This is a genomic window from Hallella bergensis DSM 17361 (genome assembly GCF_000160535.1).
In the GTDB taxonomy this organism is placed as follows: Bacteria; Bacteroidota; Bacteroidia; order Bacteroidales; family Bacteroidaceae; genus Prevotella; species Prevotella bergensis.
Genome location: NZ_GG704780.1, coordinates 1,030,736 through 1,048,732, shown reverse-complemented (window position 1 = coordinate 1,048,732; position 17,997 = coordinate 1,030,736). Strand labels below are relative to the sequence as shown.

General features: G+C 49.3%; 10 protein-coding genes and 3 pseudogenes. 5 read left to right on the top strand and 8 right to left on the bottom strand.

Annotated features, from left to right (window positions below; translation table 11 throughout):
- Positions 1 to 187: 187 nt before the first annotated feature.
- From HMPREF0645_RS14185 to HMPREF0645_RS03925, 3 genes and pseudogenes are all read left to right on the top strand, one after another.
- A pseudogene (locus tag HMPREF0645_RS14185) lies at positions 188 to 823 on the top strand (transposase); the annotation flags it as partial.
- A gap of 15 nt (positions 824 to 838) precedes the next feature.
- A pseudogene (locus HMPREF0645_RS14490) lies at positions 839 to 967 on the top strand (IS30 family transposase); the annotation flags it as partial.
- A gap of 161 nt (positions 968 to 1,128) precedes the next feature.
- A complete protein-coding gene (locus HMPREF0645_RS03925; protein WP_007173576.1) occupies positions 1,129 to 1,716 on the top strand; it encodes an RNA polymerase sigma factor in 588 nt (195 codons plus the stop codon).
- Here the strand turns inward: HMPREF0645_RS03925 and HMPREF0645_RS03920 are convergent.
- From HMPREF0645_RS03920 to HMPREF0645_RS03885, 8 genes are all read right to left on the bottom strand, one after another.
- Positions 1,711 to 3,870, bottom strand: coding sequence for an alpha-N-acetylglucosaminidase (locus HMPREF0645_RS03920; RefSeq protein WP_007173575.1), 2,160 nt, complete (start codon positions 3,868 to 3,870; stop codon positions 1,711 to 1,713). The genes HMPREF0645_RS03925 and HMPREF0645_RS03920 overlap by 6 nt on opposite strands.
- Before the next feature lie 75 nt (positions 3,871 to 3,945).
- On the bottom strand, positions 3,946 to 6,114 hold the full coding sequence (locus HMPREF0645_RS03915; protein ID WP_007173574.1) for an alpha-N-acetylglucosaminidase: 2,169 nt from the start codon (positions 6,112 to 6,114) through the stop codon (positions 3,946 to 3,948).
- A gap of 108 nt (positions 6,115 to 6,222) precedes the next feature.
- Entirely contained in the window at positions 6,223 to 7,830 is a 1,608-nt protein-coding gene (locus tag HMPREF0645_RS03910) for a T9SS type A sorting domain-containing protein (protein ID WP_007173573.1), read from the bottom strand.
- A 16-nt stretch (positions 7,831 to 7,846) separates the two neighbouring features.
- On the bottom strand, positions 7,847 to 8,872 hold the full coding sequence (locus tag HMPREF0645_RS03905; protein ID WP_007173572.1) for an endonuclease/exonuclease/phosphatase family protein: 1,026 nt from the start codon (positions 8,870 to 8,872) through the stop codon (positions 7,847 to 7,849).
- A 71-nt stretch (positions 8,873 to 8,943) separates the two neighbouring features.
- A complete protein-coding gene (locus HMPREF0645_RS03900; protein WP_007173571.1) occupies positions 8,944 to 9,732 on the bottom strand; it encodes an endonuclease/exonuclease/phosphatase family protein in 789 nt (262 codons plus the stop codon).
- A 24-nt stretch (positions 9,733 to 9,756) separates the two neighbouring features.
- Positions 9,757 to 11,493, bottom strand: a complete 1,737-nt coding sequence (locus HMPREF0645_RS03895; RefSeq protein WP_007173570.1) for a RagB/SusD family nutrient uptake outer membrane protein — start codon at positions 11,491 to 11,493, stop codon at positions 9,757 to 9,759.
- A 12-nt stretch (positions 11,494 to 11,505) separates the two neighbouring features.
- A complete protein-coding gene (locus HMPREF0645_RS03890; RefSeq protein WP_044123178.1) occupies positions 11,506 to 14,898 on the bottom strand; it encodes a TonB-dependent receptor in 3,393 nt (1,130 codons plus the stop codon).
- 58 nt (positions 14,899 to 14,956) lie between these two features.
- The gene (locus tag HMPREF0645_RS03885) at positions 14,957 to 15,889 is read right to left on the bottom strand and encodes a FecR family protein (RefSeq protein WP_007173568.1); all 933 of its coding nucleotides are present in this window, start codon (positions 15,887 to 15,889) and stop codon (positions 14,957 to 14,959) included.
- 409 nt (positions 15,890 to 16,298) lie between these two features.
- Here HMPREF0645_RS03885 and HMPREF0645_RS14485 point away from each other — a divergent pair, with 409 nt between their 5' ends.
- Complete coding sequence (locus tag HMPREF0645_RS14485; protein ID WP_007173567.1) at positions 16,299 to 17,207, top strand: IS66 family transposase; 909 nt, start codon at positions 16,299 to 16,301, stop codon at positions 17,205 to 17,207.
- Positions 17,144 to 17,725: pseudogene (locus tag HMPREF0645_RS14480) on the top strand (IS66 family transposase); the annotation flags it as partial. The gene HMPREF0645_RS14485 and the pseudogene HMPREF0645_RS14480, both read left to right, overlap by 64 nt.
- Positions 17,726 to 17,997: the final 272 nt, after the last annotated feature.

Below are 17,997 nucleotides of genomic sequence, written 5' to 3'. Positions count from 1 at the left end.
TACACACGACATCTCATCTTAAACATACTAACTTTGAATTTTGAGGCAACTTAAATGCCTATAAAGTTAGCGTTCATCGGTAATGTAGCAATGTTTCAGCCTGCAAAATGAGCTATAGGTCAGATTTGAATAGCGGAAGGATACTCTATGTCGGCAATGGAAAGGGAATGGATGCGCTGAAAACTTCTGGAAGAAATTCAAGCGTAAAAACATCCACATAAAATACGTGGCTACCGATTTCTCTCCTGCCTTAATTGCTTCAGTATTTGAGAATTGTCCTGATGCTATCCATGTCTTTGACCATTTCCACGTTGTTAAACTTATGAACGACCATCTTGATGATATAAGGAGGAAGGTGTACGCAATGGAAAAGGACATCAATAAGCGAAAGGTTCTAAAAGGTACAAGATATCTGCTGTTAAGTAATGGTGAGGATATCTTTGATAGTCAGCACAAAACAAGGCTCGATAATGCACTTGCTATGAATTAACCCCTATCAAAGGCATACTACCTTAAAGAGTAGCTTAGAGAAATATGGACTCAGGTGAGTAGGGAACAAGGAGTAGCCGTATTGGATGATTGGGTAAAACAAGCCCGAGAAAGTAAAGTGCCACAACTTGCCAAGATGGCTATAACTCTATTAACGTACAGAAGAGGTATCTTGGCGTGGTACGATTGTCATATTTCAACAGGAAAAGTGGAGGGAATAAACAACAAGATAAAAGTAATGAAACGAAATGCTTATGGGTTTAGGGACGAACGATATTTTACGCTCAAGCTTTATGCACTACACCATTGTCGTATCACTCGAAATGTCGGATGAGCCACAATATATTCCAAAACATCTACTTTTGATGATATAAGTCATCAGTATGTAACCAAGATCACAGACAAAATAAATCGTCGTCCGAGAGAAAAATTGAATTTTCGATGTCCATTTGAATGCTTTTATGAAAATATTTTTTAACTTTGCAATCGTCAGTGCATTTGCATGTTGAAACCGGCTAGAACCGATCTTATTTTTTCTATGTTAATGAAAGCAAAAAGTTACCAATGCTTGTAAATAATACGTACTTTGAATAGCCATTACTTATTTACCGCACTACTACTGATATAAAACACGCATCCATGCAGGAAAGGTCTATCATAGAAAGCCTTATCAATGGTAACTCGCTGGCACTGGCTACCCTTTATCGCAAATATGCTGAGAAGGCTTACTGGTTGTCGTTCAAGTATCTAGGTAATAAGATGCTTGCAGAGGATGCTGTCCACGACATCTTTCTGAAACTATGGGAGAAGCGCGGAAAGATAGATCTTGATCAACCCATCGAACCCTTTCTCTTTACCATCCTGCGAAATCATCTTATAGACATGCTACGCAAGCATCAGGAGGAGCTGTTTGTGATCGATGACAATGCAGAGGTCTTCAATCTCTGTGCACAGGCTGCCGATGACAGCGATATAGCCACGGACAGGTATGAGTTTATCCGCAAGGCATACGACATGCTCACTCCCTCACAGCAACAGATCTTCCACTATAAGCTTACGGGCAAATACACCAATGAGGAGATAGCGCAACGACTGGGCTGCACAGTCTCCACTGTCAAGAGCCACTATTATCAAGTGCTCACTAAACTACGCCAACTAGCGAGAGACATGGCCCTCTCTGCTCTTCTTGCCATGCCTCTCACCGGTAGCTTCCTTGATTTGTTATAACTTGTATTTCTGTATGATTTTCTTACAATAGAGTGCCAGCGACTCATGGGTCTCTACACGTGGTATGTCGCGATGCGAGGCCCACGACAGTTCGAAGCGGGCTATCTCCTTGTCGTATGCCTGCTGATCAAACTTGCGATGTGCTCTCACGGCATTGATGGCATGCGCAAAATACCGCTCCCATCTGGTTAGGTAATAGTCGCTCATGAGTCCGGCCCAGCCTTTGCACGCATAGTCGTTAAGCTTGCCGCCCCATGTTGTGATAAGGCTTCGTGCATTGTCTTCATAGTAGTCGGCACACACCGAGTCGGGTGCCATCTGCCTGGCTCCGTCTATCCATCCTGCCAATGTGCAGCGGGGATGGTAGGCTGTGAGGGTGTCTATATCCAGCATGATGTGTCTCATACTTGCGGCCTGGGCCATCATGCCAGCCAAGTCACAGTGTGCATAGGCCGAATCGAACAGCTGCTTGTGGGTGAGAAACTCATTGCCCAGCACCTGTCTACCATAGTGGATGAGGTCGAGCTGTGCTGCCGTACGCTTGCTGTCGGCATCGTGCTGCATGAGTTTCCATGCCTCGATCAGCTTTTGACGGTCATAGTCTACGTGCGTATAGTGCCAGTTGAGGCTGTTGAGCTCCGGACGGTAGCAGGGCAGAATACCGTTGGAACCTGCGCTTTGCACAAACACATCATGATAAAGCAGCTGCCATGCCTTGCGGAATGATGGCGAGGCATAGCCCACATGACTGTCGGCCAGTGCATCTATCCACTGGTTTTCGCTGCTGTTTCCGCTCCATACCTTATCCAATATATACTCGTATGGAAACTGGCACACGTCAAAGCCTTCGAGGGTGAGGCCCACTCCCTGCAGATTCTTGCCTCCCAGAGTCAGGGTGGAGTCGAGCTTGGCACCGCAGGCTTTCACATTGCCGGCCACCGTGGTGTTGCCGCCGAAATTGCCCAGATAGCACCAGATATAGGGCTGGCCATAAAACTTGTCGGTCATCTTCCATATCTCGTTGCGGTCACAGAAATAGTCGAGGAGCACCATCTTGCCGGTCTCCACGCCTGTGATGAGAGCCTTGACACGCTCCGGTGTCCACTTCTTCTTTTTGTGGTAAAACAGCCACGACATCTGCAGCCACTCTGCTTTGGGATCTACGTGTGCCAGTGTCTGGTAGATGCCTTTGGAGATCTGAAAGAGGTAGTCGGGATCCCAACTTGGCGGATCCACCTCGTTGAAGGGGTCTATGCCATAGATATGATCGGTGCCATAGATGGCACGCTGCTCTTCGAGATACATGCGCTGAATCTTGGCAAACAGCGGATCCTGTGGTGACATGAAGTAGCATCTATATTGGTCTGAGAAGGCTGCCCATCGTCCTAGATGCTGGATGTTGCTCTCCGGATAGAGCTGCTTGATCTGTCCCGGTACGTGTCCAGAGAAGGCTGGCAGCACGGGTGTCATGTTGAGTGATCGTTCGCGGGCGAGGATCTTTTGCTGTAGGTCTCGTTGCTCCACCACGGTGTGATAAGGCAGCGGACCCTTCCACTTGTCGATGTTGGCCATGCGATGCCAGGGCAAATATACGGGGCCGGTGAAATATTGCAGTATCTCTTCCTGGCTCATGCCCATCTTGCTCCACACATTATACCATATATATTCCTGCCCCGTGATGGCTAGTGGCAGGTTGACACCATGCAGTGCCATCCAGTCGATCACGCGCTCCCATGCGTGCCAATCGAAGAAGGGCAGGGTATAGCCAAAGGTGCAATAGTTGAGAAAAAACCTCCTCGCCACCTTAGCCTCGCCCTTTACCACGCCTTTCACCTCCGGCAACTGCTGAGGCATGTCCACTTTTTCCTCCGCATACCATGACACGTTGGTGTGGCAATAGTGGGTGAGATACTTGTTGAGGCCCACCGCCATGGCATTGGCATTGTTGCCCGATATGATGATCTTGCGGTTGCGTGTCTGTAAGGTATAGATGTCCTTGTCATTGCGCTTCCTAATCTTCTTAAAGGTAAAGGCAGACGCATGCTCTGGTATGAGGCGCATGGTCAGCTGGTTGGCTGTCACGATATCTTGGTCGAGGGCGTGGGCAGCCATCGTGAAGAGGAGCACTATGAGTGTCAGGCAAAACTTTTTCATTGATCTTTATTTGTTTGATATGATCCAACATCAACAGTGGTCGCAAAGTCTCTTCCACTATCTTTTTTAGGTTGTCTATCGGTCTACGGCATGCACTTGCTTTTCCATCTGCTGCACTAGGCGGCATGCCGTGTCTAGTGCATGGGGATCAGGTTGCGGTTTGTAGCGCAGGGGCTGTTTCACCCATTGCTCCTCCCACTGCATCAGTGCAGGTCGGCCATGGTCGAAATAGTATCGGATGCGGGGTATGTAGTAGTGGGCGATGAGACCGTTCCAAAATCTTGCCGCATAGTCTTCCTGAAATCCTCCCCAGATGGTGATCAGCCTTTTGGCGTCGCTCTCATAACGGTTTTTTTCCGCTGTGGTGATGCCATGGTTGCGTGCAAACTGTATCCAGCGATCCAGACGGTGGGTGGGATGCGAAGCTAGGAGACGGTCGGCCTTGGTCAGCAGGTCAATGGTCTGGTGTAGTTCGGCCGATGCTGCTTGTTGCTTGCCGGAAGCCTTGAGGTCGAGAGCTTTGGTGTAATGGCGGTCGGCCTTGGTGCCAAGATAGAGAGAGGCCAGGGAGATGGCATCGCTCCGATAGAGCGGCGAGGAGCCCAACTGCCGTGCACATCTGAGAAAATGAGCCACTCCGGAGAGGAATGTGTCGTTGAGCGCGTGGGTGCTCACGCGTCGGCTGTCGGGCGTCACCGTCTGCCATGTGAAGCGAGGATAGGAATAGAGCGAACCATAGACCGATCGGAGCATACATTGCCATGCCTTTTGCATATCGGAAGGATAGCCGCCATAGCGTGCCTCGCAATAGTCTTTGATCCATAGATCGAGATCCACGGCCTTGTCAGTCCAACCCATATCAGCAAGCAACTCATAGATCACATCATTGTTTTCGATGCCTTCGGGAGCCGAACCAAAGCCCACCATATTGCCCCTCTCGCTGTGGTGCAGTGCTTCTGCCGATGCCGACGCATACATCTGCATATCGCCTGTGGGCAATGTCTTGCCTCCAAAGTTGGGCACATAGCTGAACACCCACTGTTTCCCATAGTATCCATGCTGCACCTTCCATGTCTGTTGGGTCTTCCATATCCATTTAGGATAATCGTTGGCAAGGTCTATGATGAGCATCTTGTCGTCGGGGACATGTCTCAGCAGAGCTTGCAAGCTCTTGCTGTCCCACATCTTGTGCTGATAACCGAATGTCCATCCCTGCGTGACCCACACGGCATCGGGATTGGCCTCGGCGATGGAGCGATAGATCACATCGCCGTATTGTTCCAAGAGTTTCCACTTGCCGATAGAGTCGCCGGGCTCCACCGGAATCTCCATCTCATTGAAACTGTCAGACTGATAGAATGTGTTTTTGCCAAATTCCTTCTCCCATTCCTCCACAAAGAGACGTCCTATCTGCTTAAAATAAGGTGACTCCGGTGAGAGTACGTAGGCGTTGAGTCGATCGTCAAATCCTCCCCATGTGAGCTTTTTCACTTGGAGACCGGGGTGAGCCTCGACAAACTGCTCCGGTACAAACCCGGCAAAGGCAGGTGCGATGGGGTGCATGCCTAGTGCCCGCATGCGGTCGATAATCTTGTGTTGCAGCGTGATCTGCCCCTGCTGCCATGCATCGGTGAGCGGTCCGTTCCAAGAGTTGAGATTGCCCATGCGGTGCCAGGGCAGATAGGCAGGGCCGGTGAAGAAGGAACGAGCCTGCTCCTGGGTGAGTCCGAGTTTGCACCACACGCGTTCGGCTATGGCCTCGCTAGCGACACTTGCCAATATCATATTGGTGCCATGGAGGGCCATGAGGTCGAGCTCCTGTTCCCATCTTGCCCAGTCCCAATAGGGCATGGTGTAGCCAAAGGTACACACATTGAGAAAATAGCGATAGCTGTAAGGTGAGCGACCGGTGGTCAGCGGATGATCGACAAACTCAACGGTTTGGCGTGCATTGGTGCCCGACCAAGTGAACATGCCCTGTCTCGTACGCTTGAGATATTGGTAAAAAGCATAGGTCATAGCCGTGGGACTGCTGCCCTGGATGGTGAGTTGGCTGTTGTGACACTGATAAGCAAAGGTGTCGCGTGTGCTCTGTGGCAGACAAGCGAGACGTATCTGCTCGGCCTGACGTCCTATCTGGCGGGAGATAACCTGACGTGCCGCTAATGAGAAATCGGTAGTAGGCTTTTGACCATAGCCGGCGAGAGCGATAAAAGATAGGAGGATACAGGTGATAGACCTCATAATCTATTTAATATGTTTTTTGGGGATTGGTATAAGTTTATTCTGTGGCGGGGTATCATCCTCCCTCTCGCCATGCAGGGGAGAGGGAGGTGTACGGATGTGAAAGCATTATGATTTGACAAACTTCACCGACTGTCCATCTATCCGTGCAAGATAGATACCCTTGGCCAGTGAGTCTAGATGGAGGGTCTGATTGTCAGTGACAACGGCTGTCATGACGCACTGTCCGGCACTGTTGTAGAGAGCCAGCGTGCAGTTCTTGGTCAGTCCGCTGACCTTGAGCATGTTGTTGGCATAAGCGATGATGATGTCATGGCCGGTCTTTGCCACCTTAATAGAGGTGGGTTCGGCCACATATTCCACTGCGCCGACAGACGGAACGGCAGGACGTGCATTGCCAAACTGGTCTACCTTAGGAGCTTCTATCCCCTCAAAACTAGTCACACCCTTAGCTATAACTATGCTGTTTTCCTTGATAGCCGGTAGTGCAAGCACTCCGTTGTCATAGAGTTTGGCGGTGTAGTGCACTGTCTCTTCCTCACCATCGATGGGGTTAGCCACCTTCTCCATGAAGATGTCGGCCGACTCAAAGTCTGCCACACTATTGTTGTTTTTGTCGGCAACAGATTTTACGAAACTATCCTCGGCAGCACCAAAGATGTTGTTGGCAGCCTTGATATTCACGGTACCTGTCATGACTTGGTCTCCGGCCTTGTCGCCATCCAGATAGAAACACTTGATGTCGTTGGCTCTATTCTTATTCCATGGGTCGTAGTAGTTGGCCTGTAGCAGATTGTTGAAGAAGATGGGAGTCATCACCACGGCTGTGCCACGAGCCCAAAAGTTGATGGCGCCGCCGTCATCACTGGTGGCGTTGCCCGATACATTGCCCACAAAGGTATTGTTGACAAGCACCGGTGAAAAGCTTGCAGCATTGTTGGCTGCGGTGTGTGCATCCTGCATGTAGATGGCACCACCTCGGTCGGCTACATAGTTGTTGGCAAACGTACAGTTTTCTATCTTCACTGTAGGAACAGTGTTGTTATTGCGTAAGTTGACTGCAATGGCACCACCGCTGGTCGAACAGTTTTGTGTGAAAGTGCATCCGCTGACGGTGAGGGATAGTGGCATACCAGCAGTGTTGTAAGCACAGATAACTCCTCCGCCATAGGTACCGTTGGCCTCGTTGCCTTTGAACATGCAACGTGTGAATGTCACTGTGCCACCACTATGTCTTAGCACACCACCGTTGTTACCTTTTTCCTTTTTAATATCTATGTTGTTGTAGAACAAACTGTTGTCTACGGTAAGCACACCATTGTCTGTACAATAGAGAGCGATCTTCTGAAACTGGGTGAGCTCGATATTCTTCAGCACCAGTTTGGCACCCTTACCCACTTTGAACATAGAGCCGCCTTTGGTCACATCAGCTGTGGTGCCGGCAGATTTGAGAACGACACGCTTGCCGTCCTTGGCATTAGTTCCATCAATGGTGATGTCTTTGTCGACCAACTGTATGGCCGACGCTCCCTCATAGATCAGTTCATGGCCCTCCATATCAAACTTGATATCCACATGAGTCTTGGCTGGTGCCTCCTTGATAATCTTCAGTAGCGAGCCATCCACTGTTTCGTCCATGACCGTTGTAGTCACTGTCTGACCATGGCAGCATAGTGCAAAAGCCATGGCAAAGGATAATAGAGTAATCTTTTTCATACGATAATAGAATTGATTAGTAAATATAATTAAACTTGATCACTTGTGTCTTTGCATCACATCGGGCCTTGAGAATATAGCAACCTCTTTTGGATAGCGAGAGAGCGATAGACTGATGTGGCTGTAATGAAAACTCCCTGCATATTTGTCCTTGCTGGTCAATGATCATCACCTGTGTAGTTTTACTACCGGTATTGCTCACCCTGTTACCCAACAACTCCACCCCATGACGGGAGATAGCCAGACAATGGATGCCACTGGTCGCCCTTTCTTTGAGTTGTACAAAGACAGGAAGATGGTCTGATGTCTCGCTCTGGCTCTTGATATTCACGCCACCGGAAGGTGCTACACCACTGTCTTCCACCTCATATTTTTCTTCTTCGGCACTATCATAGAAGAGTATCATGTCGATACATCCGGTAGGATTGTCTGAAGGATAGGTGTACTGGTTGACGTCATTGAGGATCTTGAAACCATTGTTGGTAAAGGTTCTCATCGCTCTGTAGTTGGGTTTGGCATTGAAATCACCAGCCACAAAGACCGGTGTGCCTGCACGTTTGGCAAAGGAGATGATCCAGCTTGTGATCTGATCACGATCTATATCATCAAGTGGATAGTGGGTACCAATGAAGTAATAGTCTTTAAACTCGGCTATAATAATGCCTCTATCCTCCCGATCCTTGCTGTTGGCACCACGTGGGAAAGTCTTAGGCTCCACACTGATGGGCTCTTCACGAAACAGCAATCCTATGCCATAGACTTTGCTTACCAGTGGGTGAAACGTATATTTCATGTCCGTAGCCGTGGCCAGATCCTTGAGGTAGTCGTGGCGGAAGATCCCTAACATTCTATTATCAACTTCCTGTACGGCCACCACGTCAGGCTGATTATATTTGATGACTTTGGCTATATTCTGCAATCGGGTATCGGTCATGCCACCGCCCTTGATGTTGTAGGTCATCAGTGTGATATTCTTTTGTGCCATCATGGTCAGCATGGCACAAAGGAGTAGCGGAAAAAGGAATAATCGTTTGTAAATCATATTCTGTTTTTAGCTTGGTTTTAATAGGGAGTAAATGGGGGTAAGAAGATATTAGTAGGTATTGGAGCGTGTCATTTTTTATCCCTGATTAGCTGAATCACCGACAGGATGGGTCGATGATCGGATAGGCATGAGTGGATGGTCTGCGTGTCTACCACAGTCCATCCATTCATGGGGCGACCAAAGAGATAATCGATCTTGATGGTGGGATTACTGGTATGGAATGTCAACTCGTCATTGGTCAGGTTGGCCCATGATGCTTTCATCGTCTGCTTGATACACTCCTCTGTGGGGGCGGCATTAAAATCGCCTCCGATGATGACAGGATACGGACATCGGGCAAAATACTGATTGATATATTTGGCCTGTGTCGTGCGGTTGGCCTCACTGAACACATCGAGATGGGTCACTGCAAAGATCACGGTGTCACCATCTATCTCCAAATTAGCTCTGAGCAGTGCTCTTGGCTCTTTCTGAAGCGGATTGGGCAGCATCACCTTCTCCATATCTATATAAGGAAACCTTGTAAGCAGACCTATCCCATAGTAGCCTTTGCGATATTCTATGGTCTTGCCATATAGTCCCAGCATGCCTGTGTGGTAGGCTAGCGTAGAGATAAAGTCGCGTCCGTTTTGCTTGGGTGCCCGTTCCCTGTAGGTTTTGCAGTCGACCTCTTGCAGAGCTACGAGGTCTGGCTTGAATGATCGGATGTGGGCAGCGATGTCTTCGAGCGATGCCAGTTCTCCGAATCGGAGGTTGTAGGTCATCACTCTCAGTGTAATGGTATCCTTCTTTTGTGCGGTGGTTGCATGAGCCACGCACAAAAGGAAAAGTAATATCAGTGTTATCTTATTTTTCATAGGTCATGATTATAATACGTTGAGCTATTCTGGCCATCCTGGATTCTGTCCGAGCAATGGGTTTTTCACTCGCTCGGCGTATGGCACCGGCCATAGATAGTTTTTCTGTGGATCGAAGGTGCGTGTGCCTCCCTCTGCTTTCGACTTCTCGAAGATGACGTCTCCAAACTCGTCTACGCCCGTGTCGGGATAGGGATTACCACCAAGATCATTGATGCACACACGTTCACTGGGCCCGGTAAAGGCTCTGCCCATGCGTAGCTCTCCCTCTTTCCATCTCAGGATGTCGGGGTAGCGCATGCCGTCAAGCGTCATCTCTATGCGGCGTTCACGCCGTAGCTCCGTCTGTAGGTCGAGGTTCCATGCCTGCAACTCTGTGAGGATCATGCGGTGCATACCCACACGGTCGCGCAGTTTGTTGATAGTGTAGTCTATCTCCTGCTGTGTAAGGCTACCTTTGATGTTGTACATTGCCTCGGCATAGATCAGCAAAACTTCTGGGTAACGGATGATATTGAGATTGTTGTGCGACATGTTAAAGTTGCCGGCGATGTCAGGGTCATTGTATTTTTTGAAGTAGAAACCTGTGCGGCTATTGGCTCCGTTGATTCCGCCCTGCAAAGAAGAGAACCTCGGCAGTTTAAAGGTCTTGTTAGGCCGGCGGTCTTCTTTGTCTCCATCGTCACCTCCTGGCCATGCGTCACCGGGACAATAGAGCGTGTGGTACATACGTGGGTCACGGTTTTTAAAATAGTCGGCATAGTGGTCTTCCGGATAATGATAAAGCGTGCTGGTGGCTATGTCGTTGCGATGATAGTATTCCAGTCCGGCCTTGGCAGGCATGCCGTCGCTGCATAGATAAGCATCGACGAGCGACTTGGATGCATTGAGACGGATATAGTCTACCGGACTGCACGTCTCATTGGTCACATTGTGCATCCTGCCATCGGGGATATACAGGCTGAAGATGATCGACTCGTTGTTGGCGGGGTTGATCTCGGTATCGCCCTCTTTCTTGTAAGGCATGCCATAGTCGGACATCAAACCATACGGACTGTTGTCTATCACCTCTTTAGCTGCCTGGACAGCCTCTTCCCATAGTTGGTTTTGCAGCGCAATGCGTGCCTTCATAGCCAGTGCGCCCCACCGGTCTATGCGTCCGACATCCTTTCCCAGCTGTCGTTTGGCTGGCAATACCTTTGCAGCCCAGTCGAGGTCTTCCATGAGATGCCGCACCACCTCGGCACGCGGGGTGCGCTCCATATAGGCTTGCGATGCCGTGATCACATGGTCTACCCATGGCACATCGCCCCAGCAGGTGGTGAGGAGAAAGTAGCAATAGGCTCTGATCACTTTCACTTCGCCGGCATATACATCCTTTACGGCCTGCGGAATATCGGCTCTATTATAATTATCGAGAAACTCATTACAGGTGTAGATGCTCTGATAGGATGTAGACCAATAGGTGGTAACGGGGAAACCTGCTGTGTAAGAGAGCGTTCCGCCGGATACCTTGGCTATGCCCTGCGTGGTGTTGCCCCACAGACAGGTCTCGGCCGAACCCTCCATCCAGTTGAAGATTGCATCTTTGGAAAATGCCTCATAACATGGATAGAGTGCTGCCCGCAGTTGCTTTTCGGTCTTCCAAAAGGTCTCGTTGGTTGCTGCATCGTGGGGATACTTATCTAGAAACGAGTCGTTGCATGACACCGTTACAAGCGACATCAGCAACAAGGTGATGATATGATGATAGTGTTTCATTGCTTTTCTGATTTAGAAGGTTGTCTGTACACCGAAGATAAAGGTCTTGACCTGTGGGTAAGCATCACCCGATGAGGCGTGAAGCTCCGGATCGTAAGCACCAAAATATTGAGTTACCGTAAAGAGATTGTCGGCCGAAACATAGCATCTCAGATTCTTGATACCTATACCTTTGAGCCATTTTTTAGGGAATGTAAATCCGGCCTGTATATTCTTCATACGCAGATAGCTGGCATTTTCTATCCAGTAGTCGCTAAACATGCGGTTGTGCGTCTCTGCCATGTAGAGGCGAGGATATGTAGCATTGGGGTTAGTGGGGGTCCAACGGTCCAGATGCTCTATCTTGGGTATGGAATAATCGTTGATAAAACAGTGGCGTGCCTCATCAGAGAGATAACCGTTCCAGCGGCCCACCCCCTGCAGATAGAAGCTAAGGTCAAACATTTTCCATTGTGCCGAAGCCTTGAACGAGAAGATATAATGCGGATCCTGATCGCCCAGCACCACCTTATCCTTATCGTCTATGACCTTGTCACCGTTTACATCCTCATAGATAATGTCGCCCGGCTGTACGATAGCCGCATCCGACTTGGGTGTGTAAAACTTAGGATTGATGTATCGTCCATGCTCGTCTTGCCCGCCAAAATCGCTCATCTGTGCAAGTCCCTTGGTGCGATAGCCATAGTAGGCATTGATCGCTTCTCCCTCTTTGCGCAGGAAGTCGCTGAGTGTAGGGGCACTCTTTCCTAAGTCGGTGATCTTATTGCGTGAGTCGGAGATGTTGAACGTGGTCTTATAGTGGATTTCTCCTATACGATCCTGCCACTGTATCCACCATTCCCATCCCTTGTTCTCGATCTCTCCTATATTCTCAAAAGGGAGGTTGGTCGATCCTGTCACACCGATAATGGTGGGATAGATGGGCTTCACCAGTGCATTGGTATTCTTTTTGAGATACCACTCGAAGGTGGTAGAGAGGCGATTGTTGAAAAAGCTGAGGTCTATTCCCACATTAAACATTTTGATGGTTTCCCACTTGATGTGCTCGTTTCCCAATGCTATCTGCTTAAATCCCACGTTGGTCTCGCCGCCTATGGGGTAAGATTTCTCCACTCTATTGATCGAGGTGAGGTACGGATAGTAGTCGGAAGCAACATTCTGATTGCCCAGTTCGCCCCACGACATTCTCAGTTTACCGGTATGAAGCACGGGCTTGGCCCAGCGCATGAAGGTTTCGTGGGCAAAGTTCCAACCGGCCGATACCGATGGGAAGTAGCCCCAGCGATTGGCCTTGGCAAAGCGGGAGGTACCGTCTATTCGCATATTGGCCTCTAAGAGATACTTGTTGTCGAAGGCATAGTTGATGCGGCCAAAGTAGGAACGCAATGCCCAGTCATATTTGTTTCCTGCATTTTGCAGATCCTCCGTGCCGCCATTGAGCACGTCCACCCCATCGACCAGTATCTGCTTGCGCGATCCGCTGAGCATGGTCTTATGTTCCCACTCCTGCGAAACACCGATCAGGGCAGACAGTTCATGCTTCCTGGCCAGCGTCTGATTATAGTTGATCGTAGCCTGTAGGCTCTGTGTGAGGGTCTTAAACTCGCCCTGATAGAGCTGGTTGCGCAGGTTTTCGTTCTCCTTGCTGGGCGTGCCGTCCTGATAATAATTGTTCATGATGGCATCATAATCTTCCGCCGTTCGAGTGTAATAGTTGTTGGAGTAAAGCCCCGATACCGATAATTGATCTATGATCTTGAACCGGGCATTGATGATACCGTTGAAGGTTCGCACCTCACGCACACTGTGTCCGGCATCATGAGCCACGTAGATGGGATTCTTCACCGCACCAAACGAATACCATGGAGTGTCTGTCCATTGCCCGCTCTCGTCTTTCTGTTTCCACTTTACAGGGAGCAGTGGCGATATGCGCTGTGACAGTCGAAACACGCCTCCTGTGCCCGATACGGACAGATCTTGCTTGTAGAAGTCGACAAAACTGGCGTTTCCGGTCAGTGTTAGTCGGTCGTTCACCTCGGTATTGACCTCTATGCGTGCATTGTGGCGATGCGATTTATAGGGGTTGCCCACTACCAGTCCGTCCTGGTTGAGATAACCGTAAGACATGCTGTATCCGCTCTTTGCGTTTCCCCCTCTCACGCTGATGTTGTGGCTGGTCTGAAACGAGCTCTTCTTATAGAGCTGATCTATCCAGTCGGTGTTGCTATATTCATTGGGATCTTCTCCCGAATCGTATTTGCGAAATGCCTCTTCGCTATATGGACGCGAATAGCCGGCAGCCGCCATAGCCTCGTTTGCTAGTTCCATATATTCTCTGCCACTCACCAGTCGGGAGAGTCGAGTAGGGGTCTGGTACCCCACGTAACCGTTATAAGAGAAAGTAGGCTTCTCATTTTTATGGCCTGTCTTGGTGGTGATCAGCACCACTCCGTTGGCTGCTCTCGCTCCATAGATAGAGGCCGAAGCCGCATCTTTGAGCACCGATACCGATGCAATGTCGTCCGGATTGAGCATGTTGATGTCGCCGCCGGCCACTCCGTCGATAAGGATCAGGGGAGCTGTGCTGCTGTTGATGGTGCTCACACCTCTCACCACGATGGAAGGAGCGGAACCCGGCTTGCCGGTGCTGCTGGTGATGTTCACACCCGGTAGTTCGCCTTGCAAACCAGATGTGACATTGGCTATGGGCCTGCTTTCCAGCACGTCGCCCTTGATCATCGACACGGCACCGGTGAGGTTGACCTTCTTCTGTGTGCCATATCCCACCACTACGATCTCGCCGAGGTCGGTGCTGTTTTCTTTGAGAACGATATTGAGGTCGCCATTCTGGGTCACTACCTTGCTGTGCTCATCATATCCGATGTAGGAAAAAGTAAGGCGTGCCCCACGTGGTACCACAATAGTATATAGACCATTGACATCGCTCACGGTACCTTGGCTGCCATTGGCGGTGCTCACTGTAGCACCTATTACGGGAGATCCGTGCTCATCGGTAATCACACCGCTGATCCTTACATTCTCGTTGTGTATCTGGCCCGACTGCAGTCTGCCAACACCCTGCTTCTTCTGAAAAAACATGATGCAGCCATCAACGATCTTATACCTCACGTCGGTGCTCTGCAGCATACGGTCAAGCACTTTGTCGAGCCGCTCACCTTGAGCTGTCACGCTTACCTTAGTCTTTACATTGATAAAATCGCTGCTGTACGAATACTTGAGTTTCGACTGTTGAGCCAAAGTCTTAATGGCCTTGCCCAGCGGTACATTGTGCAGTTTGACAGATACGATCTGCGACTGTGCATGTCCCTGCACTATCATCCCCATGGTCAAGAGTACCACCAATGATGGTCTTCGCAGGTGTTTGAGTAATGGCATTGTCTTCATATTGGTGTTTTTTAGATTTAATGCTTCGCTGATACTGATAGATTTTCCTTCTCCGATGTCACCTCACCTCGTATCGATCGGTGGTGATCTTGGTAAATCTTACCGGTGTGATAGTCTCCATGATGTCGATGATGGCATGGATGTCTTTTGTGTCGCAGGCGATGGTGTAGGTGTAGTCGAGGATGGCCTTGTTGCGCACGGAGATGCTGACGCCAAACTGTCGCTCGATGCGCCGCACTACCGTCATCAGCTTTTCGTTGGAGGCTGTAAACACGTGCGACCGGCAGTCGCGGGCCTGCATTGTGGCTGCATCGTGGGTGATCTGTACCTTGCCCGTACCTTTTTCATAGACGGCCACATCGCCTTGTGTCATAGGCAGCATGGCTTTTTCGCCCAGTGCCGAGTCTCCGATGAGCACCGATCCTTCAAACAGTGTGGTGGTAATCTGGTGGTATTCGGGATAGGAAGCTACATTAAACTGGGTGCCGGTCACCTTGATTTCCATGTTATAAGTGTCTACATAGAATGGATGAGCCTGATCGTGGGCCACCTCAAAAAAAGCTTCACCCACAAGCTTCACTCTACGAATCTGCCCGTCAAACCTTTCGGGATAGATGAGCCGGCTGTCGGCATTGAGCGTCACCCTTGTGCCATCGGCAAGGAGCACGGTCATGCGTTCACCCTTCTCGGCATAGATCTGTTGCAGGGCAATGGTGTCTGGTTGCGATCGCATCCATACGATGGAGGCTCCTACGATGAGCAGTGCAAGGGCCGCTGCCACGCCAATCAGCTTACGGCGCCATACGCTCCTCTTGCTATTGACACTGATCATGAGACGCTCCAACACGGCTTCTTTGTCAAAATCCTCACTAATGGTCTCTATCTCATCAGTGTACACGGTCTCATCGCCCGACATGCGCTCTATATCTATGTCGATACAATCAGCTAGATGCTCTATTATTTTTTTCTGGTTTAGATTTGGGTGCCACATACTGTTTGGTGTCGCTCGTTTACCTGATTACGTGGCGTCATGGTAAAAGTATGAGACGGAAATAGAATAATAACATCTGTTAACCTTTAGTATCTCTGGGCGTAACTACTCAGTACCCCTATGGTAAATCCATCAGAGAGTAATCCGAAGTGTTAAAACTAACCGCTCCAAATAGTAAACGAACGGCTGCCCGAGAGGATGGAAATACCTTTTGATGGTAGCAAAAGTACGCTTATGCGCCTATGTATCAGTGTTTTGTATCTATTTTCGGAGACTCAACATAGTCCCCTACACGCCTTGGGGTAGGCTTTGTTAAAAGTCGCCATATTACATTTAACAGTCTGTATATCAACCGTTTAAGTTTTCTAATACTCTTGCAGGAAATGAATTTACGTAGTATATTTGCAGCGTGAATGAGCAAGTGACAGACAAGGCAGATGTACTCCAGACGATAGAAAATAGATTTGCTTCGTTGGAGAAGAAGGTATCCGACCAGGATACCGAAATAAGCCGTCTCAACCGTCTCGTAAACCAGAAGGATAAAACCATACGGGATCTGAGGCAACGCCTGTCAAAGTATGAGGAACCACCAAAGGACAGTAGCAACAGTAGTATTCCGCCCACCCAAGATTCAATAGAAAACCAGATTGTTCGTCATACTAAGTCGCTCAGGAAGAAGAGCGACAGGAAGACAGGCGGCCAGCCCGGGCATGAGGGGCATTTCCTTGAGACCAATGAGGATCCAGATTTTATTGTCCACCACCATCCTGATGATGTGTGCGAGTGTTGTGGCGAGTCACTCGCTGATGTGGAGGCCGAGGTGATTGGCAAGTCGCAGGTTGTCGACATTCCCTCCATACAACCCACCACTACGGAGCACGTGCTGCTCGGCAAACGCTGCAAATGCGGGCACATGAACAAGTGCAGAGCCTCAAAGAAGTATACCAGCCGCATTTCATACGGCTCTAATCTAAACGCCATAATTGCTTACTTCGGACATTCCCAGTACATCCCCTTTGCAAGGCTGTGCGAGATGTTGCGCGATGTATTCCATCTTCATATCAGCCAGGGAACGGTGCAGAACATACTGACCCGGATGGGAAAGAAATCGGAGAATGCCTATAGGGAAATACGCGACCGTGTCGAAGAGGCCAAAGTCGCTGGTGCCGACGAGACTGGGCTGTACGTCGGTGGGAACACCATTGGGCATGGGTCTTCCAGAACGACAATCTCACCTATCTCTTCCAGGACAAATCCCGCGGCAAGGCCGCAACGAGGAAGCATTTCCCCAACGACCTTCCTGATACCACGCTCGTGACGGATAGGCACAGTACCTATTTCAGGCTGAACGTCAAAGGACATCAGGTATGCATTGCGCATCTATTGAGGAACATACAATATCTCACAGACCTGGACAAGAACCAGACATGGTCAACGAGACTTACGGAGTTGTTGCAGGATGCGATTCACCTAAGGAAAAGCAAGACGATGGAGAAAGTCAAAAAGGCTGCAGCCGGTTTCTACGAAAGGCTCGACAGACTGCTTGAAGAAAGCACCAATCACTTACACAAGGACTTCAACGCCTTGAAAAAGGGACTCTACAAATGCCATGACTACATCTTCACCTTCCTCACCGATAAGCGAGTTCCATATGACAACAATGCCAGTGAGAGAGGCGTGAGGAACATAAAAGTCAAGCAGAAAGTAAGTGGTTGCTTCAGAACAGACGCTGGTGCTGACATCTACATGAAACTGCATTCGGTGACTGACACCGCCAAGAAAAACGGCAATTCCAAATTTGACGTACTGCTCGCCCTTGCTAATTTGCAAGGGTAAAGGCAGCATGCCTATTTCTATAGGGGTACTGAGTAGTTACCTGATACAAAGCTACTACCCACACCGCATCATATACTTTTCATCACTGCGTTGAGTCGTAACTAACAAACTGTTCGTCCGATTCGGGCGGCAAAAATACGGAAAAGGTTCGATATATACGTGAAAGATAAACGGATTTATAAAGCCAAAAGATATGATTAAGACAAAAATAGTATAACTTTGCACTTGCTTATGGAATCCGCCCTTGAAGGGCTGAAACAGCTCGTTAAGAA